The following is a 26,091-nucleotide window of genomic DNA, read 5'->3' as shown; positions in this document are numbered from 1 at the left end:
AATCACCTCCTACATTAATTTCTTTCTGAAATGTTCACTAAGTGTTTCAATACAAAAGACTGTTACTGCGAGCAGCAGCAAAATCATTCCGACATTTGCATAGTTGCGCCAGCCTAAGCTTTCATTTAGCAGTAAGCCGATACCACCAGCCCCAACATAACCTAAAATGGCAGCGTAGCGTACATTTCCTTCAAAGCAAAACAGCGCAGTTGAAATATAGTTAGGCAAAATTTGAGGTAATATTGCATAACGGAATGCTGAAAACGTAGAGTGCCCCATTGAATGCATTGCTTCAAAAGCCTTTAAATCTGTATTTTCAATTTGTTCATATAAAAGTTTGCCAACATAAGCGACGGTAAATAAAAAAATCGCGACCGTACCTGCCATCGTACCAATACCAAAAATGAATGTGGCGATTAAAGCGGCTACTAATGTAGGTAGGGTACGTAATAGGCTTAAGAATAACTTGCTGGCTACGACAAGCCATGTGCTTTTTATCATATTGGAAGAGGCTAAAAAAGCGATTGGTAATGCACAGACTGCTCCGAGAAGTGAGCCAAGCAAGGACATTTTAATGGTGTCAAATAACGGTTGCCATAATCGGTCTAAATAAGACCAGTTCGGTGGTATCATCTCCCCAACAATTTTCCAAAATTGATAGATACGTTCAATCAGAACAATGATACTAAAGCCTGTAATTTGGATTGAAAAATACAAGGAAAAAAGCAATAGAAGCACAATCCATGGCGCTTTGGAGCGTTTAAATGTGACTGTTTTCCCATTGCCTAATGTCATTGATTTTGTCTTTATGATGTTCAAACCATCGTCAGCTCCTCTTTCAATTTGCCGTTATAAATGAGGTTCAATACGTTTTCTGTTACAGCGCTTGCAGGGCCGTCATAGACAATTTCTCCATTGCGAATACCAATAACTCTTGTTGCATATTCGAGTGCTAACTCTACATGATGAATGTTCATAATTATCGTCATATTCAGTTCTTCATTAATTCGTTGAAAATCAGACATCACTTGTTGCGCTGTGACTGGGTCAAGTGAGGCAACAGGTTCATCTGCCAAAATAATCTGTGGTTTCTGTGCAAGCGTACGTGCTAAGGCGACACGCTGCTGCTGTCCACCTGATAATTGATCAACACGCGTAAATGACTTATCTAAAATCTTCATTTGATCAAGTGCTTCAAGTGCTTCTATTTTTTGCTGCTTTGTAAATATGCCAAGCGCTTTTCGCCAGAATGGCATGTCGGGCACAAATGATACGAGGACATTGTTTAGTGCCGACATGCGCGATACGAGATTAAAAGATTGAAAAATCATGCCGATGCCTCTGCGCAATGTACGTATTTCTTGTCCTTTCAATGTGGATACTTCTACACCATTGACTTGTAATGAACCATCCGTAATGTCGTGCATTCGATTAATGCAGCGAATCAGTGTCGATTTACCAGCACCAGATAAGCCAATGACAGCTACGTATTCTCCTTGCTCAATTTTAAGATTAATATCTTTTAATGCGACAAATCCGTTATTATAACTTTTATGTACACATTGAAATTCAATCATTGTGTTACACCTACCTTTAGATAAAAATGGGGCTGTCCAAAAAGCCGTGCATAGCCAGCATTTTGGACAGTAGCGATGATGTTTCGCAAAATATTCATATAAACAGAGAACGCCTCTTTTAAAAATGGGATGAACATTGGCTTTAGCAGCGTTATCCTTCAGTAAAAGGGAAGCGATAAAAATATTTATTTCAATGTGGTGTCAAAAAAATAGACTTTTCGGACAACTCCGCTATTGTGACATCATTAATTGCTTAATTGTTGGACTAATTGCTGTGCTTTACGTTCATTATCATAGTCAGAGTCTTTTGCGATTTGATAGCCTTCATGACTGTAAATAGAGATAACTTCTTTACCAGCATCTGAGTTAGCAATATTAATAAATGCTTGTTGCAACGCAGCCTTTAATTTGTCATCCATAATTTTGGAATGTTTACTCACGCTAATCGTATCGTTATAAATTGCCGGCATAACACCCAGTACATCTGTCTCATCCCAAATGCTTGTAGAACGTTCAAAGTCCGTTGTCCATACATCCTCAAAATCACGACGGGCATCTGCATATGTGACAAGTACATCTGTTTGACCAGCAGCTAGACGACCAAAGGCATTACCATAAGAATCCGCTTGTACAACTTTGGATAAATCCGTAATGGTCTTTTCAAACTTTTCATTTAACCATAGCGCTGGATAGATATAGCCAGCAGGTGATGAGGAAGACATGACATTCCAATTTGCACCATTTAAGTCCTCGAATGTTAAGTCCTCGCCATTGTTGACTTTTGTAGCTAGCTCTCGTCCTTTAGCTGATGGACCAGCTATTAATAATGCGCGATAAGATGTTGCTTGATCGGCTGTTGCTGTTGTTGGCTTATTATTGTTCCACTCTGTTGGATCGTCCGAATTATTGTTTAAGCCAGAGCGTGTTGCAGTTAAAATGACTTCAGCGCCATCATCATACAGCACATATGTACCACCAGGAATTAAGCCAATATCTGTTGTACCTGCAGATAATGCCTCTCCGACAGCTTCATAATTTGTACCTACTGTAATGTCTACCTTATCAACGTCATAGCCTAATGTAGCAAGCTCTGCTGTTAACAATTCTTTTAACGGCTCTGTAGCAGTAATAATTTCTTGTGGGTCACGTGATGGTACGAAAGCAATTGATAGCTTTTCCAATTTTGTTGCAGTTGCTTCTGTTGCCTGTGTATTATCTGTTGAAGAAGCATTTGTATTGGCATCATCTGTTGTAGACGATTCATCCCCTTCATTGCCATTACAAGCAACAAGTATCATACTGATTGCGAGCAAACATACCAACCAAAACATTTTTTTCATAAATTTTCCTCCTAAAATTGTTGTGCCACTCGATTATAAAAGATGAATGTAAATAAGATATTAAGGAATTACAAAGATTTAAATTTTCAAAAAGTGGAAGATAAGATTAAAATGTAGCTAATTAAGAAATGAGGTGTTTGTATGAAAAAGATTTCTGTTTTGGTGACAAGCGATATTCATGGTTATGTGATGCCGACAGACTTTTCAAACAAGTCGGTGTTACCAATGGGACTAGGGAAGCTCATGACAATTATCGAAGAGGAGCGTAAACGGAGTGCGGTATTATTAATTGATAACGGTGATTTTATACAAGGCAGTCCAATGACTTATTATGAACAAAAAGTTGATCCACATTACCATAACCAAATGATAAAAGTAGCAAATGCAATGCAATATGATGCCGCAATTTTTGGCAATCATGAATTTAATTATGGTTTACATACGGTTAAGACCATCATCGAGCAATCCCAATTTCCGTGGCTTGCAGCAAATATTAAAGATGAGAGGGGACATTACTTTACACAGCCTTCTATGATTAAGGAGATTGAAGGGATAAAGATTGCTGTTGTTGGGGTTACGACACAATTTGTGCCTTATTGGGAAGCACCAGCACATATTGCAGGGCTTATTTTTGAGGATGCTTTTACGTCGGCTCAACAGGAGATCGCTAATCTACGTGAAAAATTTGCAATAGACGTGATGATTGTCGCGTATCATGGTGGCTTTGAAGCAGATTTACAGACAGGTGAACGGTTAGAGGAATCACGAGAAAATATTGGCTATCAGCTTTGTCAAGAAATAGAAGGAGTAGATGTTGTCATTACTGGACACCAGCACAGGGAGTTAGCGTTACATTTATTTGGAAAAGCTGTTGTACAATCAGGAACGAAAGGGATTTGCCTTGGCAAAGTGGAGTTGCTATTCAATAATGAAGGCATTTTACAGCGCACATCACCTAGCCTAATTTATTTGGATGAAACGATTCCATTAAATGTAGAGATTGAAAATATCATTACCCCTTTATATGAAAAAACGGAGAAATGGCTGGATCAGCGCATTGGCAAAATCACAGGGAGTTTAGCTATCCATGACACATTTGAAGCGCGTCTTAAGGGACACTCTTATGTGGAATTGGTTAATCGGGTGCAAATGGAAGTAACGGGTGCTTCGATTTCTTGCGCCTCGATTTTTAATGATACATGTGCAGGCTTTCAAAATGATGTAACGATGCGCGATATTGTCACAAACTATATTTATCCAAATACGTTGAAGGTATTATCCGTTGAAGGCAGGTATATCGTCGCGGCATTAGAGCAATCCGCTACTTATTTTACAATGGAAAATGACAAGCCTACTATTAGTGAAGCATTTAAATATCCTAAGGAGCAGCCATATAATTATGATTTGTGGAGTGGCATCGACTACACAATTGATTTAACAAAGCCTGCTGGTCAACGTGTTGTTTCTGTGTTTTTCCAAGGTCAGCCACTGCAATTGAGTCAACACTATCATGTTGTGATGAATAGTTACCGAGCGACAGGTGCAGGAAATTTTGATTATTTTAAAACGTGTCCGGTTGTCAAAGATATCCAAACGGATATGACGGAGTTACTTGCGGACTATTTTACAAAGCACGACACGGTGGAAGCGAAACCGATGACGAATATGCGTATGATTTATCGTAATTAACCATGAAGGAGGCTTTACAGATGCTTCAAAAATGAACAACAAAAAGAGAGAAAAGGCTATCCGCAGCAATAGGTATTGGAAGTGGGCTGTGTTTTTCCATCATGATAGAAGCAATGGCTACATTGTATGCATGTCGCCATTGAAAGGTAACATTTTGCTAAAAGGCAAAGCATTGAAAGTATACAGACGTTATAAAAAACTAATGTCTGTAAATAAAAATGGGTGGATTACTTGTACACAATTTGCATAGAATACTTGGCTTATCGCTGTTAATATAGCTGATATTTAATAAAGTAAATTTTCCTATTTTGTACATATTCTTTTCGACTTTCATTTGATTAAATCTCCCTATGTAAAAATTAAAAAACTTCGCCTCAAAAAGAGACGGAGTTTTTTGGTTCAACTCTACTTGTTAATCCACTTTATATTAGAATGGCAGCTGCTGTTTATACATGCTTTTGATTCTTTATAAAATCTTCTAGATAACTTCAAATCGCTGCTTGTATTGCTTCATAACAACCAACAAATCTCTGGAATAATTAACTATTTTATTACTTCTAATTACGGAATTTCACATCTCTATTTAGTGTGTAAAAATTAGAATATTCCATTAATATTTCTTTTTAAACCAATCACACGTTCGTTTTCGTACTTTGTTTGTAGCATAAAAAAATGATACAATAGAATAATGAGAAAGTGGAACGCTAATAGTTAGCGTCTTTACTTACATACTTATTTAATATGCAAAAGTTTTGATGATAGAAGGAAGGTTCTTCATGCCGAATAATCAAACGAAAAAATTAGTGCAAGGAAGTATGGCTGTTGCATTATTTACAATTATTATACTACTTGCTTTTTACGTACCCGTCGTCAATATTGTAGCAATGGTATTTGCTTTATTACCAATAGCATGGTTTACAGCTCTTCACGATAGGAAGGACTCTGTAATTGTTGTAATTGCTGCAACCCTCGTAGCAACATTATTTGGTGGTATTATGATACTGCTTTTAGCCCTTGTCTTTGTAATCGTAGGCTTTGTAATAGGGGATGCGATTCGAACGAAAAAAAGCAAAATATATTTGTTTATGTCTACAGGAACAGCTTTATTATTTACCTTTGCTCTTCAATATGTAGTATTAGTTAAATTTTTTGAAACAGATTTTATAAAAGAATCAATGAATATGGCAAAAGCAAGCTATGAGCAATCACTAAAACTTGCGGAACAGCTTCCAATGCAACAATCGCTTACAACTGAAAATCTAGAGGAAGTATTTCGAATGATGGAGGCAGCATTACCATCTACAATCATACTGTCCGCTTTTATATTGGCATTTGTACTCATATCCATCAACTTGCCGCTATTAAAGCGCTTTGGGATTGATGTACCGAAATTTGCATCCTTTAAAATGATGCGTTTGCCAAGAGCTGTGCTGTGGTATTACTTAATCGTTCTTTCTATTAATTTATTTGTGCAACCAGAAGTAGGAACATTTTTATATGTTGCTGTACTTAATGCCTCTGTTGTACTGTGGTTACTATTAACGCTGCAAGGTTTATCGTTTATCTTTTTCCTATTAGATGAATACAAATCGCCGGGCTTTTTAAAAGGTCTAGTTGTGCTGATTGCATTGCCGCTCTATTCATTTATTATTTTGCTCGGTATTATCGATTTGGGCTTTAATATACGTGAGTATATGAAGGATAAAATCCAGAAAAAATAAGGAGCTGTTGACAATGGATATGTTTAGAAAACGATTAATTCGCTATCCGCTTTTTCTTATATCTTTGTTAGTGCTAGTGGCAGCTATCTTATTATTTTTATGGAATGTGTGGGTAGCGCTTGCCTATATTTTAGTAGCACTAGGCGGACTATTTTACGTTTGGAAAATGGAAAAGACAGCGTATATTGAGACAGAAAAGCATATTGAAAAGCTTTCCTTTCGAATGAAAAAGGTGGGAGAGGAAGCCTTTTTGGAATTGCCGATAGGGATTGTACTTATTAATAAGGATTACAATATCGAATGGGCAAATCCATTTATGCTAAATATTTTGAACAGAGATTCATTAATTGGGGAAGAGCTGTTTACGATTTCTGAGGAGCTGTATAGCATTATGCAGCCAGAGGAGAAGCGAGAGCTGACGGTGACAATTGATGAACGTAAATATCGAACCTACTATAAAGAAACAGAAAAGCTATTGTATTTCTTTGATGTGACAGAGCAAGTAGAGATTGAAACACAATATTTTGCGGATCGCACAGTTATTGCTGTTTTATTTATCGACAACTATGATGAGCTAACACAGGCAATGGATGACCAAACGCGTAGCTTAACAAATACAATGGTTACATCGATTGTTAATGAATGGGCAGCAAATTATGGAATTTATGTGAAACGGGTATCTTCTGATCGTTTTTTAGCCGTGCTAAATGAATCTATTTTATCTGAGCTTGAAGTAAAGAAATTTGCGATTTTAGATACGATTAGAGAGCGTACCTTGCAAAAAAACATGTCGCTAACACTTAGTATTGGTGTTGGTGCAGGTTCCTCCTCATTGGTCGAATTAGGAGAGCTAGCACAGTCTAGCTTAGACTTAGTATTAGGGCGAGGTGGCGACCAAGTAGCAATCAAACAGCCAAGTGGAAAATTGCGTTTCTATGGAGGGAAAACGAACCCTGTTGAAAAGCGCACACGTGTAAGAGCTCGTGTTATTTCACATGCGCTAAGGGATTTAATCCAAGAAAGTGACCAAGTATTCATTATGGGACATAAGCAACCTGATATGGATGCAATTGGTGCGGCAATTGGTGTACGCAAAATGGCGCAAATGAATAAAATTGATGGCTATATTGTCGTTAATTTTGATGATTTATATGGCAGTGTGCAGCGACTCATGACGGAAATCGCTGATAAGTCTGATTTTTATCAACATTTTATTTCGCCAGAGGAAGCATTAGCTAAAATGACACCAAAATCATTATTAGTTATTGTTGACACACATAAGCCGAGCTTAACTATTGATGAACGCCTATTTAATAAAGTAGATAAAGTCATTGTCATAGACCATCACCGTCGAGGGGAGGAGTTTGTGACGAATCCGACACTTGTTTACATGGAGCCATATGCATCTTCGACAGCCGAGCTTGTAACAGAGCTGCTAGAGTACCAGCCAAAAAACGAGAAGATTACCCCATTAGAGGCAACGGCGTTATTATCTGGCATTATTGTTGATACGAAAAGCTTTACGCTACGAACGGGTGCACGAACATTTGAGGCGGCCTCTTATTTAAGGACACATGGAGCCGATACTATTTTAGTGCAGCAGCTATTAAAAGAGGACGTCGATACGTATATCGAACGCTCAAAAATCGTGCAAACAGTTAAATTCGCCTTTCCGGGCATTGCAATTGCTAACGGGGAAGATGGGCGTGTTTATGATTCGGTAATTATCGCTCAAACAGCAGATATTTTATTGACAATGAAAGATGTATCAGCTTCCTTTGTGATTGCACACCGAGCAGATGGCTTAATCGGAATAAGCGCTAGGTCATTAGGTGAAACGAATGTCCAGCTCGTTATGGAAAAGCTTGGTGGCGGAGGACATTTAACGAATGCGGCAGCGCAAGTGGAGGCACATTCAATAGATGAAGTAAGAAATTATTTAATGGATGCTATTGCAGAAGTAATGGAAGGGAGTAATGAATAATGAAAGTTGTATTTTTAAAGGATGTAAAAGGTAAAGGAAAAAAAGGTGAAATTAAAAATGTAGCAGATGGCTATGCACAAAACTTTTTAATTAAAAATGGTTATGCAGTAGAGGCTAACAATCAAGCATTAAGCCAATTAGAAGGTCAAAAAAGATTGGAAGAAAAAAATGCAGCTGCGGAGCTACAAGCAGCAAAAGATTTGAAAGATAAAATCGAAGCATTGGAAGTAGTAATTAAAGCGAAGTCAGGAGAAGGCGGACGCCTTTTCGGTTCTGTATCAACAAAGCAAATTGCAGATGAATTGCAGAAAGCACATAATATTAAAATTGATAAACGAAAAATGGAGTGCAACGACGGTATTCGCTCTTTAGGTTATACGAATATACCAGTAAAGCTTCACCAAGAAGTAAAGGCTACATTGAAAGTACATGTTATTGCTGAATAAGGAGAGCAGTTAGATGAACGAATCTATGATAGACCGTGTACCGCCGCATAATCATGAGGCAGAGCAATCGGTTATTGGTGCGATATTTCTCGAGCCGCAAGCACTGATTACAGCATCCGAAATTTTAATACCGGAAGATTTTTATCGTCGTGCACATCAAATTATTTTCCAAACAATGCTGACATTAAGCGATCAAGGAAAGGCGATAGATGTCGTTACTGTTACAGAGGAGCTTTCCGTAAAAAAAGAGCTAGAGGATGTCGGTGGTCTATCGTATATTTCTGAGCTAGCGAATGCCGTACCAACTGCTGCGAATATCGCACATTATGCAAAAATCGTAGAAGAGAAGGCATTGTTGCGTCGTTTAATTAGTGTGGCAACGAAAATCGTGCAGGATGGCTATACGCGTGAAGATGAGGTAGAAGCATTATTAGCTGAAGCTGAGAAAAAAATGATGGAAGTAGCCAACCGAAAAAATGCGGGTGACTTTAAACATGTAAAGGATGTTCTTGTCGACACATTTGATAATATAGAGAAATTGCAGTCAAGACAAGGCGATGTAACAGGTATCCCAACAGGCTTCCGTGATTTAGATAATATTACAGCCGGATTCCAACGTAATGACTTAATAATCGTAGCGGCACGTCCATCTGTAGGGAAAACTGCCTTTGCATTAAATGTCGCACAAAGTGTCGCGGTACAGGCACGCGAAAATGTAGCAATCTTCTCCTTAGAGATGGGGGCAGATCAGCTCGTTATGCGTATGCTTTGTGCAGAGGGAAATATCGATGCACAGGCATTGCGTACAGGTGCACTTTCAGCAGAGGATTGGGGTAAGCTTACAATGGCGATGGGTAGCCTTTCGAGCTCTGGTATTTTTATTGATGATACACCGGGTGTACGCATTAATGAAATTCGTGCGAAATGTCGCCGTTTAGCTCAGGAGCATGGGCTTGGTATGATTTTAATCGACTATTTACAGCTTATCCAAGGTAGTGGGCGTCCAGGAGAAAACCGTCAACAGGAAGTATCGGAGATATCACGTTCTTTAAAGGGGCTTGCGCGTGAATTAAAGGTTCCTGTCATTGCATTATCACAGCTATCTCGTGGTGTAGAGCAACGTCAAGATAAGCGACCAATGATGAGTGACTTACGTGAATCTGGTTCGATTGAGCAAGACGCTGATATTGTCGCATTCCTTTATCGTGACGACTACTATGACCGAGAATCTGAAAGTAAAAATATGATTGAAATTATTATCGCAAAGCAACGTAACGGTCCAACCGGAACGGTGACACTAGCATTTAAAAAGGAATTCAATAAATTCCTCAATGTGGACTGGTCGCAATATGAAGCACCTCCAGAATACTAATTTATCAGGCGTGTTGATTATGAAAATATTGAATATTAATGCGTGTGTTTTAAGGTAGAGAATGCACTGTTAATAAAGGATTTACTTGTTGATTGGAGTGCAGAGGGCGAGTGCTCCTGCGATTACTCATCGCAAAGCAAAGCCTTCCAGCAGGACAAAGTATAGGGAGGCTAAAACCGCCTCGTCCTGCGGCAACGCCTCCATTACCAACATCCTGTTGGCCTCACGCTGAAAATCCATTTATTTTGGTGACAACCGAAATAAATTAGTTGAAGCCGTGCCTACAGAAAGCGTCCCCCACAACGGAAATCAACAAATTTCCTAGGCTCTTTTTGTAAAATAAAGGATAATCAATACACCTGCTAATTTATATTATGAAACTCCTACTTTTTTATAAAGTTTAGCAATTTAAAAAGTCGATTTGTATCACAAAAGTTTTGTAGCAAATCGGCTTTTTTCTGTGCCCTATTCCAAAAGCAACCTCGCTCTACAAGTGCATTGAAAAATTGATTTTCACTTCTTACTTTAACTTCAAATAAAGTCTGCTAAAGTCAATGGGGCTGTCCAAAAAGCCGTGTATAGCCAGCATTTTGGACAGTAGCGATGATGTTTCACAAAATGTTGATTCATATAAACAGAAAACGCCTCTTTTAAAAATGGGATGAACATTGGTTTTATCAGTGTTATCCCTCTGTAAAAGGGAAGCGATGAAAACATTTATTTCAATGCGGTGTCAAAACAAAATGGACTTTTCGGACAACTCCTTCCTCTTATTTTATCTAATGATATCTTTGCTCGAACATTATTAATAATGTCCCCAAAAAATAGGTAAAGCCCTGATTTTGGGGCAACTCCGTATAATTGGAATGTAACAAAGTTTTCGAAATAATACAGTTTCATTACAAAATAACTAAACAGTTCAAATGGACTAAAAAGTATGTTAAAGTGTAAAAGTGTGATTTTACACTGAAAATAGTCCTATATGTATTTAGGAGAGATTTTGGAAGGGGCTTTACAATGAGTTCGAAATGGAATACAGCAAAAGACGCTCATAGACAGCTAAATAGCCTAGTAAAAAAACCATCTACAAAAATTAAAAAAGTAGCAGTAACCGCTTTATTGCTTTCTACATTAGTGATACCCTTTGGTTTTATTAAAGAAGCCGAGGCAAATGCTACATTTAGTAAGATATATCATATATATGCAAATAAAGATTACATAGGCGCTGTCTCAAATCCTCAAGCAGTTGAAGAGCTGCTTGCTAAAAAAGAACAGCAAGCAAGTAGACAATATGTTGGAATAGCGATTGATGCACATTCCAATATTGAAATCATCCCAGAGCAGGTGTTTGAAGCAAATGCTAATGATGGAGAAACATTAGCAAAGCTAGAGGCTGCTTTAGTTGTAGAAGCAGACGCTCATTCATTGGTTGTTGATGGAGAAACAATCGCTTACGTAGAAAGTGCAGAAGCTCTTGAACAAGTACAGAAGCAATTAAAGCTTCAATATGTATCTGAAGGGGAGCTAGAAGCACTTAATCAGCCTACTACTGCTCAATTACCCGCTTTACAGGATGATGAAACACGTATAGTAGAAATTTCTTTATCTGCTGAAATAAATGGTGAGGAAACGAAAGTAACACCAAATGAAATTTTAAATGTTGATGAAGCAGTTCAGCTTTTACAAACAGGAATGCTTGAACAACAAAAATATGTCATTGAGTCGGGTGATGTATTAGGCTCTATTGCAAAGGAGCACAGCCTAACAATTGCTGAGCTAATGGAGCTTAATCCAGGAATTGATACATCGACTGTTTTACAAATTGGTCAAGAATTAAATGTGACGGTTAATAAGCCATTTGTTACAGTAAAAATTGTTGAAGAAAAATTCAAAGTAGAAGCAATCGACCATGCTAAAATTGTTGAAGAAGATGAAACAATGCTTAAAGGTGAAAAAGTAGTGAAGCAAGAAGGTGCAGATGGTAAAAAAGAGGTAACCTACTTAATTACTACGGAAAATGGTAGACGCACAGAGCGCGCTGTTAAAGATGAAAACGTTATTTCGGAGCCTTCGAGTCGTGTTGTAGTTGTAGGTACAAAGGTAATCCCATCACGCGGTACAGGCACATTTGCATGGCCTACAAACGGCGGCTATATTTCTAGTCATATGGGCAGTCGTTGGGGGGAATTCCACCGTGGTATTGATATCGCACGCCCATCTAACTATACAATAAAAGCATCTGATAATGGTGTTGTAACATTTACAGGCTGGGACGGCACATATGGCAATAAAATTGTGATTAATCATAATAATGGCTATGAAACAGTTTATGCACATCTTTCACAAATTGATGTAACAGTTGGACAAGTTGTTGCACAAGGCTCATCAATTGGTATTATGGGCTCAACAGGTAACTCAACAGGCACACATTTGCATTTTGAAGTGCATCAAAATGGCTCAGTAGTCAATCCATTATCATATTTAAAATAATAAAAACTGTAGGAAATCAAATTCCTACAGTTTTTTTATTATAGTTACAATGCTATTATTTTTCGACAAAATCAATTATTTCTCGGGAAATAATTTTGGGCAATTTTCAAAATGAAATATCTGTTTAATGCGCGAAATCGCAAAGCATGGTACAGTAAAATGAAGGAGTTTTTTTAGAAACCTTCCTATATACTATTTTGAATATTAGAATCGTAAATATAGATAAAGTGAGTCTTCAATCAGTGGGGGCCTTATCCCCACTGATTGGTAGTTTCACCAGTCGGGTTTTTACAGGCTGTTGGATTCCCCACTTTAACACCTTGGTTTTACCTGCTGTTTTGAAGTGGGGGTCTCACAGCCTGTTAATACGGGATAAATGAACATTCCAAAAGTGAAAGGACGATATAGATGGAAAAAACAATTTTAGTTGTAGATGATGAAAAGCCGATTGCAGATATTTTGCAATTTAACTTAATTAAAGAGGGGTACCGCGTTATTTGTGCCTATGATGGTGATGAGGCGCTGCAAAAGGTCGAGGAAGAGCAGCCGGATTTAATGCTTTTAGATATTATGCTACCAAAGCGTGATGGGATGGAAGTTTGCCGAGAGGTGCGAAAGAAATATAATTTCCCTATCATTATGTTAACAGCAAAAGGCTCGGAAATTGATAAAGTGCTTGGTCTTGAGATGGGTGCGGATGATTATGTGACGAAGCCATTTAGCACAAGAGAGCTAATTGCACGTGTAAAAGCGAATATGCGACGTCTAAATGTAATTGCACAAGCGGAGGAATCTGTAGAGGAAACGAACAACATCGTTGTAGGTTCTTTAACGATTCAGCCAGATGCTTACTTAGTATTGAAGCGCGATGAAGCAATTGAGTTAACACATCGTGAATTTGAATTGCTTCACTATTTAGCGAAGCATATTGGGCAAGTAATGACACGTGAGCATTTATTGCAAACGGTATGGGGCTATGATTATTTTGGAGATGTGCGAACAGTGGATGTAACGATTCGCCGACTACGTGAGAAAATTGAGGACAATCCTAGCCATCCTACATGGATTGTGACACGTCGAGGGGTAGGCTATTATTTACGAAATCCTGAACAGGAGTAAAAAAAATGCAAAAAGTAGGTTTTTTTAAATCTATTCACGTAAAGCTTGTTTTAATTTATATTTTATTAATTATTATTGCTTTGCAAATTATCGGGCTGTACTTTTCAAGAGAGCTAGAGCAAAACTTAAAAACAAGCTTTCAGGAATCGATTTTTCAGCGTATTGACCTTGTTCAATATAGCATTCGTGAAGAAATTTTACGTGAACGCAATGATACATCACCACAATTAGAGGAAAGCTTAAGCTCCTTATTGCGTGAATTTTCCACTGGTGATATTTCATCACGCGATATTAAGGAAATTCGCGTAATTGACCATCGCAATCGAATATTAGCAACATCAGAAAGCAATAACCAATCGATTGTTGGGCAACCCTCCACTGACGAGCTTGTACGTAAAGCAATGGCTGCCGAAACATTGATAGATATGATTTACTATGATAACAAAACAAGTAAGCGTATTTGGGTGTTAGCCAAACCTGTTTTAGATACGGTAGGACCTGATGGCGAAGTAATCGGTATGATTTATATTGAATCAAATATTGAAAAAGTGTTTGAACAAATGAGTGATATAAATCGTATTTTTGCAGCGGGAACGGCAATGTCCCTTATTATTACAGTTATATTGGGAATTTTAATTGCTCGTACAATTACGCGCCCGATTTCTGATATGCGTAAGCAGGCACAGGCGATGGCGAAGGGGAATTTCTCGCGCAAAGTTCGTGTTTACGGTACGGATGAAATTGGTCAGCTCGCTATTGCCTTCAATCACTTAACGAATCGCTTGCAGGAGGCGCAATCTACAACTGAGGCAGAACGTCGTAAGCTTGCAACCGTACTTAGTAATATGACAGATGGTGTTATTGCCACAGATCGTAAGGGGAAAGTAATTTTAATTAATGAACCGGCATTGAATTTATTACATGTTACGAGTGAGGCGATGTTGAATCGACCGATTGCGTCAGTGCTGGGCTTAGACCAAAATTACAGCTTTGAAGATTTAATTCATATGAAGGAGCCGCTGAATCTAAATTTTAGCACACAGGAGGCACCTTATATTTTGCGTGCTAATTTCTCGGTTATTCAAAAGGAAACGGGCTTTGTCAACGGGTTAATTACCGTATTACACGATATTACGGAGCAAGAAAAAATAGATATGGAGCGACGCGAATTTGTATCGAATGTTTCGCATGAACTACGCACGCCATTGACGACGATGCGAAGCTATTTAGAGGCGCTTGCAGACGGTGCATGGCGCGATGAAAATATCGCACCAACATTTTTAAATGTAACGCAAACGGAAACAGAGCGTATGATTCGTTTAGTCAATGATTTATTGCAGCTTTCTAGAATGGATAGTCAAGACTATGATTTAAAAAAGGAATTTGTAGAGTTTAATAAGTTTTTACATCGCATTATCGATCGTTTTGAAATGTCAAAATCTCAAAACGTTACATTTGTGCGCCTATTGCCGAAAACAAGCTATTTTGTAGAAATTGACACCGATAAATTAACACAAGTAATTGATAATATTATTTCCAATGCTTTGAAGTATTCTCCAGATGGCGGAAATATTCGTTTTGGTTTTACCGTGCATGATAATATACTTACAGTTATGGTTTCCGACGATGGAATGGGTATTCCCAAAGAAAATTTAACGCGCATTTTTGAACGCTTCTATCGTGTAGACCGTGCACGTGCTCGCTCAATGGGGGGCACAGGCTTGGGGCTTGCTATTGCGAAGGATATGATAGCGGCACACGGCGGGAGAATTTGGGCAGAGAGCGAGGAAGGCAAGGGTACAACTATTTTCTTCACACTACCATGTGAATTAAATGAAGAGGAGGAATGGGAGTGAAATATATTGAGCATATAAAATCAGTTATCCTATTCCTACTCATCGCACTTAGTATGACATTAACTTTTTTAACATGGAGCTATAAACCGAAGTATCAAACAATAGAGGATATACAGGTTGAGCATGTAACTCTTGGAGAACAAAAAGCACTTAATAAAGTAATAAAGCCATATCGTTTACTATTTAAAGGTGAGGAAAATTTCACAGGAACTACATCTAGTGCAGTGATTGATACGTTGATGAGTGAGCTTTCTCAGATGGAAGCAAATGATTTAACGTTAATTAATCATAATTTAGCAGAAGAAAAACTAAATGAAATGCTAAGAGCTCCAAATCGCATGACATTATTTTTCCAAGCGGATATACCTATGCCTACATTCGCTTCTATTTTGCCATTCCATGATAAAGAAGACATACCTGAAATGACCTTTGACCGTGTCATTATTGATTGGAGCAGTCTTGCGATAACAGATCAATTGCAGTTTTTATTTATCAACACAGACAATCGTACATTGCATCGCTCTTTTGTGAGGGTACCTGATAAAATAAACTTTAAGAGAAATATTATTGATCGTGCAGTAATATTGGACAGCTACATGGAAATAGAGCGCCCTGGCGCAACATCATTATATGTTTTAATGAATCCGACAGAGATTGTTCCATACACGTATTTGGTAGAATCAATTTCATCCGAGCGATTAAAAAAAATATTATTTACAGACCCAAATATCGTGCAACGCAATATAGAAAGTGCATACTCTGAAAAATATACGGATGCCATGTCACTTATGACATTAGATACACTAACGCAATCAGTTCACTATGTTTATCCTGCAGCTGAAAGCATCTCACCAATTGCAGCATCTGTTTTACTAAAGGACAGCTTAGATTTTCTGAATGAGCATGGTGGAATTACTGCCGATTACCGTTTTGCAGCAATGAATTATCAAAAGCATATAATCGACTATCAAATGTTTTTCAAAGACCTTCCTGTTTATAGTGATACGACTACAACACGTATTTCTACAACATGGGGAGATAATCGTATTTTCCGTTATCGCAGACCTTATTATGTGCTTGATATGATTATTCCTGATGACAAAGCTGCAAAAGAATTAGCATCGGGGCCACGGACGATTGAACATATTCAAACCAATTTAAAAAAGGATTTGAAGGAAATAGAGGATTTAGTAATTGGTTATTATTTAGTGCATGATGCAGGCGCGCAACTATTTACGTTAGAACCAAGCTGGTTTATGCTGACGACAAATGGCTGGGGACGTCTCACGTTGGAGCGAGTAGGAGGTAGTGAATATGGATTGGAATAAAACAAAATCTATATTCATCTTTGTCTTTTTAATTCTGAATATTTTCCTCTATTCGCAGTATGTAAAGAACTACAAGGAAAATCAAAATGTAGAGGTACTCGGGGAAAAAAATATAGAGGCTAAATTAAAGGATGACAATATTACGTATGCAGCTTTGCCTAATAACGTCGAAAAAGCGGCCTATATATCTGGCAAAGTAAAGCTTTTTAACACCTCAGATGCACTGCAAGGAATAAATGAAATGTACCGAGTAGAAGATGAGGATACGCTCATTGTGACGTTCCAAAAGCCTATTAAGCTACGTAATATGGAACAATCAGGATTTCAAGAGTTTATCCAACAGTATATAAATGCAGGTGCTTCCTATACCTTGTGGGATATTAATCGTGAGGAAGGAACTGCAATTTACTTTCAACGTATGAATGACCGGACCCTTTACTATTCATTAAAAGGTCTTGTGAAAGTTTATTTCACCGAGCAAGGCGAGGTTTATAAATATGAGCAAACAATGCTTGAGCAGCTAGGAGAATTAGAGCAACAAAAAAATTTGCTGCCACCAATTCAAATTATTCAAGTATTGTATGCGCGCAATTTTATTAAGCCGAATTCACATATTACGAGCATGAAGCTAGGCTATTCAACATTGTTCCAATTTACGCAAACACAAGTATTCGCACCGACATGGGAAGTACGTGTTCAAACGCAGGAAGGAACAAGTGAAGAATTTTTCGTCAATGCGGTTGAAGGAAAAGTGGTTGATATGCAGCTCGATGTAAAAGCAGTAGAGGAAGAAGAATAAGGGGTTTTGACGATGCGATTTAGTGTTTTAGCTAGCGGCAGTACAGGTAATGCTATTTATGTAGAAAATGATGAGCATGCCTTTTTAGTAGATGTCGGCCTAAGCGGCAAAAAAATGGAGCAGCTTTTCGCTAAAATTGACCGTGATATGAAAAAGCTATCAGGTATTTTAGTAACTCATGAGCATAGCGACCATATTAAAGGTTTGGGGGTTGTCGCACGAAAATATAATGTTCCGATTTATGCCAATGAAAAAACATGGGCAGCAATGGATATGAGCATAGGCAATATTCCAACCGATTTACGCTTCCAATTTGATATGGAGACGATGAAATCATTCGGCACACTGGATATTCAGTCATTTGCTGTGTCTCATGATGCCGCTGATCCGATGTTTTATGTCTTCCATGAGGAAGGGCGCAAGCTAGCTGTTATGACAGATACGGGCTATGTGAGCGACCGTATGAAAGGCCATATTCGTGGAGCAGATGCTTTCGTTTTTGAAAGCAATCATGATATCGGTATGCTTCAAATGGGACGTTATCCATGGAGCATTAAACGGCGAATTTTAAGCGATGTGGGACATGTTTCAAATGAGGATGCAGCTGTTGCAATGAGCGAGGTTGTTTTCGAAAAGCCAACGCAAATTTATTTATCTCATTTAAGTAAAGACAATAATATGAAGGATTTAGCACGCATGAGCGTTTCACAAACATTGCAATCATGTGGCATTATTACAGGTGAATTCGTCCACTTACATGACACCGATGCAGAGGAGCCAACGAAGTTAGTAACTGTATAAAGAGAAGCGTCAAAAAGCCGTGCAGTAGCGGACCTTTTTGACGTTTTTGTTTGGTGTAAGAGGGAAAGGATACCGCCGAATTCAATGTTTTGAACTTTCGAAAAACCCCATTTGCTGAAAGATAATACTGCTAAAGTCAATGTTTAAAACTATAAAAAAATCCACTAACCCTTCTCCACAAAGTAAAATTTTAAAAAAACACCACCGAAAGCGTATAAAATGCCGGCCACTGCACGACATTTTATACGCAACATTTTTATTGCAGTTTTAATTAATTTTCATCTAATTTTAATGTTTCATGTGTATGCTAATAATAACAAATGAACGAAAGGAAGATTTCGATGACGAATTTCGATGAGCATAACACGGAACAAGAACAACTAACACCGCTACAAGAGCGTTTACGTCGAGAAGAATTAGAGGCGCAGAAAAAGCGCAATAAAAAGAACAATGGGGGAAGCAAAGTAGGCTATTTTATGAGTGGACTATCCGGTATTATTGTCGGGGCGCTACTCGTATGGCTTATGTTGCCCTCACTTGTAGGGCAACTGCCTGGCACAGAATCAGCAAATCAAACAGCTGATTCAAGTAACACAAAGATTCAGCAAACTGTAACGGAAGTATCATCGGATGTGACGACCGCAGTAGAGCAAGTATCTGAAGCAGTTGTCGGTATAACAAACATCCAAGAAGTATCTAGTTTTTGGAACCAATCCGTTTCTTCACAAGAAGCAGGAAGTGGCTCTGGTGTTATTTATAAAATTGCTGAAGATAAAGCCTTTATTGTAACGAATTATCATGTCATTGAGGGCGCTCAGCAATTAGAAGTAACTTTAGCGGACGGTACTAAAGAGGAGGCACAGCTTGTCGGTAGCGATATTTGGACAGATTTAGCAGTTGTTGCGATTGATAGCAAAAATGTTACTGCTACTGCTAAATTCGGCGACTCTGACGCATTAAAGCAAGGTGAAACAGTTATCGCAATCGGCAATCCACTAGGCTTAGAATTTTATGGCTCTGTAACGAGAGGAATCGTATCCGGAAAAGACCGCTCAGTACCAGTTGATTTAAACAATGACGGTCAGGAAGACTGGCAAACGGAAGTATTGCAAACAGACGCAGCTATCAATCCCGGTAATAGTGGTGGTGCTCTAATTAATATTGCGGGTGAGTTAGTCGGCATTAACTCAATGAAAATTGCCCAATCTTCTGTCGAAGGCTTAGGCTTTTCAATTCCGATTAATTCAGCTATTCCAATTATCGAAGAATTAGAGCAACATGGCGAAGTAAAGCGTCCAGCGATGGGGGTATCACTTCTTGATTTAACGGAAGTGCCAGCCTTCTATCAACAACAAACATTAAAAATACCAGAAGAAATCACAACTGGTGTAGTTGTAACAGACGTAGTGCGCGGCTCAGCAGCAGAAACAGCAGGTGTGCAACAATATGATGTCATCGTAGAAATGGACGGCAAAAAAATTGAAAATGCCATCGAGCTACGCAAGCATTTATACAATGAAAAAGAAGTTGGCGATACATTACAGCTAAAGGTATATCGCCAAGGAGAAATTGTAGAATTACAATTAACATTAAACAACAGTGCAACGCTATAACTGTGGATAACTACAAGCATCGTCATACACAACAAGTAGGAAAGAAAGTGCGTTCTTTCCTACTTGTTTTTTCTTTGCTACAATAGATTGTGGATAACATTGTGGAGAATGTGTATAAGTTTGTGGAAATTTCAGATTATTGGAGGCGACAAAAAATGAAAAAATTTAGCTGCGAAACTCATATAGATCATGCCTTAGACATGTTTGTAGCAGAGTGTGAAGATTTTCCCATTATGGATAAACTAAATAATAACGAAAAGTTATCCACAAAATGTGACTACTGTGAAGAGCAAGCTATATATATTGTATCAAGTAAATAACTTTACACAATATATTGAAATGACTTGTTGATATGTGGATAACTTTTGTGGATAAGATGTTTGTAAATGAATTGTAAAGGTGGATAAGCTGTGAATATAACAATCATTTCTGTAGGCAAGCTAAAAGAAAAATACTTAAAAATGGGCATAGACGAATACGCTAAACGTCTAAGCAGCTACGCAAAAATCGACTTCATCGAAGTACCTGACGAAAAAGCCCCCGAACAGCTATCAGACGCCGAAATGGAGCTCGTCAAAAAAAAGGAAGGCGAACGCATCCTCTCAAAAATTCAAGACGGCACTCACGTAATCGCCCTCGCCCTCGACGGCAAAATGAAAACAAGCGAAGAAATGGCCACCGACCTCGACGCTTTGATGACATACGGCAAAAGCAAGGTCGCCTTCGTCATTGGCGGGTCACTCGGCTTGCACACAGATGTGCTAAAGCGCGCAGACGAAAAGCTCTGCTTCGGCAAAATGACCCTACCCCACCAGCTAATGAAGCTCGTACTAGTTGAGCAGATTTATCGGAGTTTTAGGATTATTAAGGGTGAGCCTTATCATAAGTAAGTGAGGTTTTATACCTTTTATATATTTGAAAATCTCAATATAATTAGTCCCAGTAAGGTTTTTACTGGGACACTTTTTTATTAATAATAAGGAACGTATGTTTTGTGTGTTATAATAAATAATACACTACATCTTTTTGAAATATTATTAAATAATATAATTGCAAAAGTGTGAATTAGGAGAGAGTTTAATGAAAAATTTAAATAGATTACCGTATTATTCTACGGGTAAAAATGAATGTATTGCAGAAATCATGGACACTACTCAGATGTCTAGTGAATTAATAAGAAAATCTAATTGGACACCTTACAATGATCCTGTTGAATCCAAAAGAAGTGGTCCTGTATATAATATGCATTCTTATCCCACGAAAATAGATTATCAGTCAATAATAAAATATATTTTGTATTATACAAATCCAGGAGATGTAGTATTTGATGGCTTTTCAGGTACAGGTTCGACAGGATTGGCGGCTATTTCTTGTGATAAGGTCGATAGTAAAGTTGCACAAGAATTTCAAGAACATAAAATAGATTATAAAGTAGGAAAACGTAAAGCGATTTTAACAGACTTGAGTCCAATTGCTACATTTATTTCTTCGAGTATTGCACTCCCCGTTGATGTAAAGAAACTTGAAGAAGCCGCTGTTCAACTCTTAGAAGAGAGTGAAAAAGAAATTGGTTGGATGTATAAAGTAATTAATGAGGGAGTTGAAGAAACAATTCGTCAAATTGTTTGGTCAGAATTGTACAAATGTCCTACCTGTGAATTTGAAATTGACTATTGGGACGTTGGAGTAGATTTCCAAAATAAAACTTTTAAAGATGGATTTACTTGTCCATCGTGTAATACAAAGCTTGAGAAATCTGCTTGTGAAAGAGTCACAGAAGAGATATATGATGATGTATTAAAAGAAAAGGCATCTCGTGTAAAAAGAGTACCAAAACGTGTATATGTTCAAGTAGGAAAAAAGAAATATTACCGTGAATGTATTGAAAATGATTTTAAGTTGATTAGAGAGATTGAATCGACACCTATTCCAGAAACCGTACCAAACGTAAAAATGATGTTTAAAGATGGAAATTGGGGTGAGATGTATCGAAGCGGTTATCATAAAGGCGTTACACATGTTCATCACTTTTACACAAGAAGGAGTTTAATAGTGTTAGGTACGTTGTGGAAAAATGCATTGAAAGCTCCTTTAGAAGTGAGAAATCAATTGTTATTTTTAATTTCCAGTTATAATTTATCTAATTCAACCTTAATGACCCGGGTTGTGTTCAAGAAAAATATAGAGGGTTTAGTAGTTACAGGTTATCAAAACGGTCAATTATATCTTGGTTCAATTTCTTTAGAGAAGAATATAATTAAAGGGATAAAGGAACAAAAATTAAAGAATTTAATAAAAGCAACTGGTTTATTTAATGTAGACAAAAATGATATACGAATTTCTACACAATCCATTACTAATTTAAATATACCAGATAATAGCATCGATTATATTTTCACAGACCCGCCATTTGGACAAGACATTATCTATTCTGAGATGAATTTTATTTTAGAAGCGTGGTTAGGTCAATACACAGATAATAAAAATGAAGCGATTATATGTAAAGCGCAAGGGAAAGGACTTACAGATTACAAGGAATTAATGAAACAAGCTTTCAGTGAAATGTATCGTATATTGAAGGCAGGAAAGCATATGTCAGTAGTATTTCATAATTCTAAAAAGGATGTATGGAATGCCACAATTGAGGCAATGGTTGAAGCTGGATTTAAAGTTGTTGAAACATCTATTTTAGATAAAAAACAAGGTAGTATTAAGCAAGTAAAATCTCAAAATGCGGTGGGAAAAGATATTATTATTGGGGTCACAAAACCTATTGATAAAAAAGAAATAAAACCATCACTTGAATTTGAGTTTGGAGTTTGGGATTATTTAACTCAAGTGATAAACGAAAATTATGAGTCAAAGAAAGAAATAGAAAAAGAAAAGCAATTTATATATAGTATTTACTTAAGTTATATGATAAAGCGTCATTTGCCAATTGAGTATGATGCAAAGGATTTTTATAAGCAATTAAAAATAAGGTTTTTAAAGGAGTAAATGGACAGTATGTTGTCATATGATAAAAGCAACAGAAGAGCGCAGTATACAAAATGGCAGTCCACTAGCTTAGAAGTAATTCAAACGATTACTTCTAAGCTAGCTTTGCGCTTTGAACAGAGTAATATTGCCGATATCCATAACCATTGGTTAGAGATTAATGATTTGAAGTATAAAGAAAAGGATTTCAATAAAAAGCTGGAGAAAAGTATCGAAAAATTACTTTATCTATTTACATTGAATATACTCTTCTTAAAAAAATATGAAGCTCATGATTATAAAGAAGTAGATAATTTTCAAAAGCTTTTATCATGTATAGATTTTCATTTACAGGAAGCTCAGGTTAATGAATTTCCAATTACAATGTACTATCATGAATTATTAAATATAGATGAAGAGCAAATTTATTTTTCTTTAACAAAAATCGGTAGTGACTTTGATTTAATTGAATTAGTCAGTATCTATGAAGATGTTATCAGTAAAAGAGAGCGCAAAGACTTAGGTAAGTTCTTTACAGAACATACGATTAGTAAATTCATTGCAGCACTTACCATAACTAAAGAAAGCAAGCGAATTTTGGATCCAATGTGCGGTACAGGATTATTTATTTCATCTACATTAGAGCTTTTAGAGCAAGAAGATTTTGGTGTGAAAAAGGAATTTGTTGGTTTTGAGATTAATTCAATAACTGCCGAGATTGCAAAATTAGTATTTAAAATTGAACAATTGGAAAAAAAGTATTCTCATGAAGTAAAAATTTTAAATTTGGATGCGTTTAATCCTTTTATTCGTGTTCGTAATCCAGAGGACTTGTTTGAACTAGAATATGAACAACAGAGTATAGAACTATTTGATGTAATTATAGGAAATCCAGCGTATATTCGCTATCAAAATTTGGGTCAGTTGTATAAATATATACCAAATGAATTTAAAAAAGCATATATAGAAGTGTTCGATGAATCCCTTAATGATTCGAAAGCCCAAGGGCAATTTATTAATGCATATATTCGTGCAAGTTTATTAGGCAATATACAAAATATAGAACATTTTAAAGAGCGATTGAAATCGATTAAAAAGAAGCTAGTTTCCAAAAGAAATGAAGAGGAACTATTTTGGTATAATATTGTAAAGGGGTACTCTGGCTTATCTGATTCAACAGTTCCTACATGGTTACTTGCTTATACTTTGTGTAACCAAAACGGGCAAATTGGCTTCATTACGTCTAATTCATGGATTAATCGTGATTATGGGGCAATGTTAAAGTTATTTTTTGTACAATTAACAGAATTGAAATATGTAATGGACCTTTCAAATATTATTGCTTTTGATGATGCACAAGTAAGTACCTCGATCGTGATTACATCTAAAAAGAAATTTAATCCTAAAAATCGTGTTAAATTCATTAAATTTAAGCAAATAAATAATCAAAATCATAATTTACATTTTATGATGAAAAGTATATTAATAGGTGCAAATTGCTATAAAGATGAACAAAATATAGAACGCCAATTCAGCAATTGGCTGGAGACGCTAGAGTCAGACTGGGAAGACTCATATGTTCGTATTCGTATAGTAGAACAACAGGAATTAGTAAGTGAATTATTGGAAGAAAATAAATTGCTAAAATTAATGCCAGCTCAAGAAAATATAAAACCTTTAGTAAGTAAAAAATGGGGCGATTTCTTCCAAAAAGAGAGCAGCATCGATACACTTTATCGTTCTAATAAATGGATAAGCATCAATAACTTATCTATAAATATTAACCAAGGAATTCGTACGGGATACAATAGTTTCTTTTATTTTAAGCAATTGACTTATAGAGAGCTTAAGGAAAAAGGGTTAATAAAGGGCAATATTCAAACAGAACAGTTTACACATTTATATTGGGAAGATCTTTATAGAGAAAACTTAATTGATATTGAAGGTCTAAACCGACAATACGTAAATATACCAACTGAATATGAAAAACGATATAAGGACTATATTTTAGTGACATATAATTATGTTGACCTGGATGAGAAGGAAGTCAGATTGGCTTTTATTCAGAAAAAATATTTGAAAAAAGCGGTTCGCTCCATTAAGGATTTAAATCATTATGATGTTACAAATGAACAACTTCCCCATTATATTTTTATAAGTGGTAAAGGTATTTTATTGAATGACTATGATCATTTAGCAAAAAATTATACGATTGAAGAAATTGAAGGCTGGAAAAACGTTGGTTTACATCCATTTGATGATACTACAAATGCTTATATTGAAGAGGCTACGAAATTACGTGTGCAGAAAAATGATGGTATTATATATGTGCCTGAGATGCCAGTATTAAAAACGTATCAAAATAAGCCGACACTGGAGAACCTACCAACATATTGGTATACATTGGCTCTTCAATCCAGACATATAGGAGATATTTTTGTTAATCGTATTAACTATAAAGAGATTCCCTTTGTATTAAATGACATGAGTAAACCATATGTTGTTGATGCTAATTTTATAACGATTACATTAGAAAATCTGAATGAAAAGATTTTGCATATATATTTTGCAATTTTTAATTCCAGCTTAATTCGTTTACAGTTAGAAAAGAATTGTACTGTAATGGCTGGGGGAGCATTAAAAATTGAGGCGACACATTTAAGGAGAATTTTAGTTCCAGATTTAACCATTTTATCTGATAAACAATTAAAAATCTTATCTGATTTAGGGCTCATATTAAAAAATAAAAAATTCTCCGATAAATATATAGTTGGTAAAATCGATCGTTTGCTTTTAGAAATGTTAGTAGATACAGAAACAGATGTTTTAACCCTTCTACAAGAAATTCATGGACAAATAGAATCTTTAAAAAATGAAAGGTTGAAGAAATAGGTTTTCTATTTCTTCTTTTTTTTGAGTTTTTTATTGACATGGCTCCTTATCTACCTTATATTGAAATTACGAGGACTTAAAAAACGAT

At 36.7% G+C, this 26,091-nt stretch carries 19 protein-coding genes; 16 read left to right on the top strand and 3 right to left on the bottom strand.

All coding sequences use genetic code 11. From position 1 onward, the window contains the following. Window positions 1-9 precede the first annotated feature (9 nt). From phnE to C9J36_RS14475, 3 genes are all read right to left on the bottom strand, one after another. On the bottom strand, window positions 10-795 hold the full coding sequence (gene phnE / locus C9J36_RS14485; protein ID WP_107943582.1) for a phosphonate ABC transporter, permease protein PhnE: 786 nt from the start codon (window positions 793-795) through the stop codon (window positions 10-12). A gap of 20 nt (window positions 796-815) precedes the next feature. Further along, entirely contained in the window at window positions 816-1,577 is a 762-nt protein-coding gene (phnC, locus tag C9J36_RS14480) for a phosphonate ABC transporter ATP-binding protein (RefSeq protein ID WP_107943560.1), read from the bottom strand. 245 nt (window positions 1,578-1,822) lie between these two features. Then, the gene (locus C9J36_RS14475) at window positions 1,823-2,917 is read right to left on the bottom strand and encodes a phosphate/phosphite/phosphonate ABC transporter substrate-binding protein (protein ID WP_107943559.1); all 1,095 of its coding nucleotides are present in this window, start codon (window positions 2,915-2,917) and stop codon (window positions 1,823-1,825) included. 141 nt (window positions 2,918-3,058) lie between these two features. Between C9J36_RS14475 and C9J36_RS14470 the strand changes: the two genes are divergently transcribed. From C9J36_RS14470 to C9J36_RS14390, 16 genes are all read left to right on the top strand, one after another. After that, window positions 3,059-4,606, top strand: a complete 1,548-nt coding sequence (locus tag C9J36_RS14470; protein ID WP_107943558.1) for a bifunctional metallophosphatase/5'-nucleotidase — start codon at window positions 3,059-3,061, stop codon at window positions 4,604-4,606. Between the two features lie 776 nt (window positions 4,607-5,382). Further along, entirely contained in the window at window positions 5,383-6,327 is a 945-nt protein-coding gene (locus C9J36_RS14460) for a YybS family protein (protein ID WP_066168559.1), read from the top strand. Window positions 6,328-6,340: 13 nt separating this feature from the next. Further along, complete coding sequence (locus C9J36_RS14455) at window positions 6,341-8,311, top strand: DHH family phosphoesterase (RefSeq protein WP_066168561.1); 1,971 nt, start codon at window positions 6,341-6,343, stop codon at window positions 8,309-8,311. Beyond that, window positions 8,311-8,757, top strand: a complete 447-nt coding sequence (gene rplI, locus C9J36_RS14450; protein WP_107943556.1) for a 50S ribosomal protein L9 — start codon at window positions 8,311-8,313, stop codon at window positions 8,755-8,757. Before C9J36_RS14455 ends, rplI begins: the two co-directional genes overlap by 1 nt. Window positions 8,758-8,770: 13 nt before the next feature. Continuing rightward, entirely contained in the window at window positions 8,771-10,129 is a 1,359-nt protein-coding gene (gene dnaB, locus C9J36_RS14445) for a replicative DNA helicase (protein ID WP_107943555.1), read from the top strand. Window positions 10,130-11,146: 1,017 nt separating this feature from the next. After that, on the top strand, window positions 11,147-12,619 hold the full coding sequence (locus C9J36_RS14440; protein WP_107943554.1) for a M23 family metallopeptidase: 1,473 nt from the start codon (window positions 11,147-11,149) through the stop codon (window positions 12,617-12,619). A gap of 408 nt (window positions 12,620-13,027) precedes the next feature. Further along, window positions 13,028-13,738: a response regulator YycF gene (gene yycF, locus C9J36_RS14435; RefSeq protein ID WP_107943553.1), complete on the top strand. Its 711-nt coding sequence runs from the start codon at window positions 13,028-13,030 to the stop codon at window positions 13,736-13,738. Between the two features lie 5 nt (window positions 13,739-13,743). Then, entirely contained in the window at window positions 13,744-15,594 is a 1,851-nt protein-coding gene (walK, locus tag C9J36_RS14430) for a cell wall metabolism sensor histidine kinase WalK (RefSeq protein ID WP_066168574.1), read from the top strand. Next, on the top strand, window positions 15,591-16,922 hold the full coding sequence (locus C9J36_RS14425) for a YycH family regulatory protein (RefSeq protein WP_161956439.1): 1,332 nt from the start codon (window positions 15,591-15,593) through the stop codon (window positions 16,920-16,922). The genes walK and C9J36_RS14425 overlap by 4 nt, the downstream gene beginning before the upstream one ends. Further along, window positions 16,909-17,721 (top strand): two-component system regulatory protein YycI, encoded by an 813-nt coding sequence (locus C9J36_RS14420; RefSeq protein ID WP_066168580.1) that lies wholly within the window; start codon window positions 16,909-16,911, stop codon window positions 17,719-17,721. Before C9J36_RS14425 ends, C9J36_RS14420 begins: the two co-directional genes overlap by 14 nt. A 12-nt stretch (window positions 17,722-17,733) precedes the next feature. Next, window positions 17,734-18,522 carry an MBL fold metallo-hydrolase gene (locus tag C9J36_RS14415; protein WP_066168582.1) on the top strand — a complete coding sequence of 263 codons (789 nt, stop codon included), beginning with the start codon at window positions 17,734-17,736 and terminating at the stop codon, window positions 18,520-18,522. A gap of 341 nt (window positions 18,523-18,863) precedes the next feature. Beyond that, window positions 18,864-20,135 carry a S1C family serine protease gene (locus tag C9J36_RS14410; RefSeq protein ID WP_107943551.1) on the top strand — a complete coding sequence of 424 codons (1,272 nt, stop codon included), beginning with the start codon at window positions 18,864-18,866 and terminating at the stop codon, window positions 20,133-20,135. 155 nt (window positions 20,136-20,290) lie between these two features. Next, entirely contained in the window at window positions 20,291-20,455 is a 165-nt protein-coding gene (locus C9J36_RS14405) for a CxxH/CxxC protein (protein WP_107943550.1), read from the top strand. 90 nt (window positions 20,456-20,545) lie between these two features. After that, a complete protein-coding gene (gene rlmH / locus C9J36_RS14400; RefSeq protein ID WP_066168588.1) occupies window positions 20,546-21,025 on the top strand; it encodes a 23S rRNA (pseudouridine(1915)-N(3))-methyltransferase RlmH in 480 nt (159 codons plus the stop codon). A gap of 190 nt (window positions 21,026-21,215) precedes the next feature. Further along, window positions 21,216-23,132: a DNA methyltransferase gene (locus C9J36_RS14395; protein WP_107943549.1), complete on the top strand. Its 1,917-nt coding sequence runs from the start codon at window positions 21,216-21,218 to the stop codon at window positions 23,130-23,132. A 9-nt stretch (window positions 23,133-23,141) separates the two neighbouring features. Beyond that, on the top strand, window positions 23,142-26,003 hold the full coding sequence (locus C9J36_RS14390) for an N-6 DNA methylase (RefSeq protein WP_161956437.1): 2,862 nt from the start codon (window positions 23,142-23,144) through the stop codon (window positions 26,001-26,003). The last annotated feature ends 88 nt before the right edge of the window (window positions 26,004-26,091 follow it).

The sequence above is a fragment of the Metasolibacillus fluoroglycofenilyticus genome, from assembly GCF_003049645.1.
Classification (GTDB): Bacteria; Bacillota; Bacilli; order Bacillales_A; family Planococcaceae; genus Metasolibacillus; species Metasolibacillus fluoroglycofenilyticus.
Note: the sequence above shows the minus strand (reverse complement) of the source record. Positions and strands in the feature narration are given on the sequence as shown.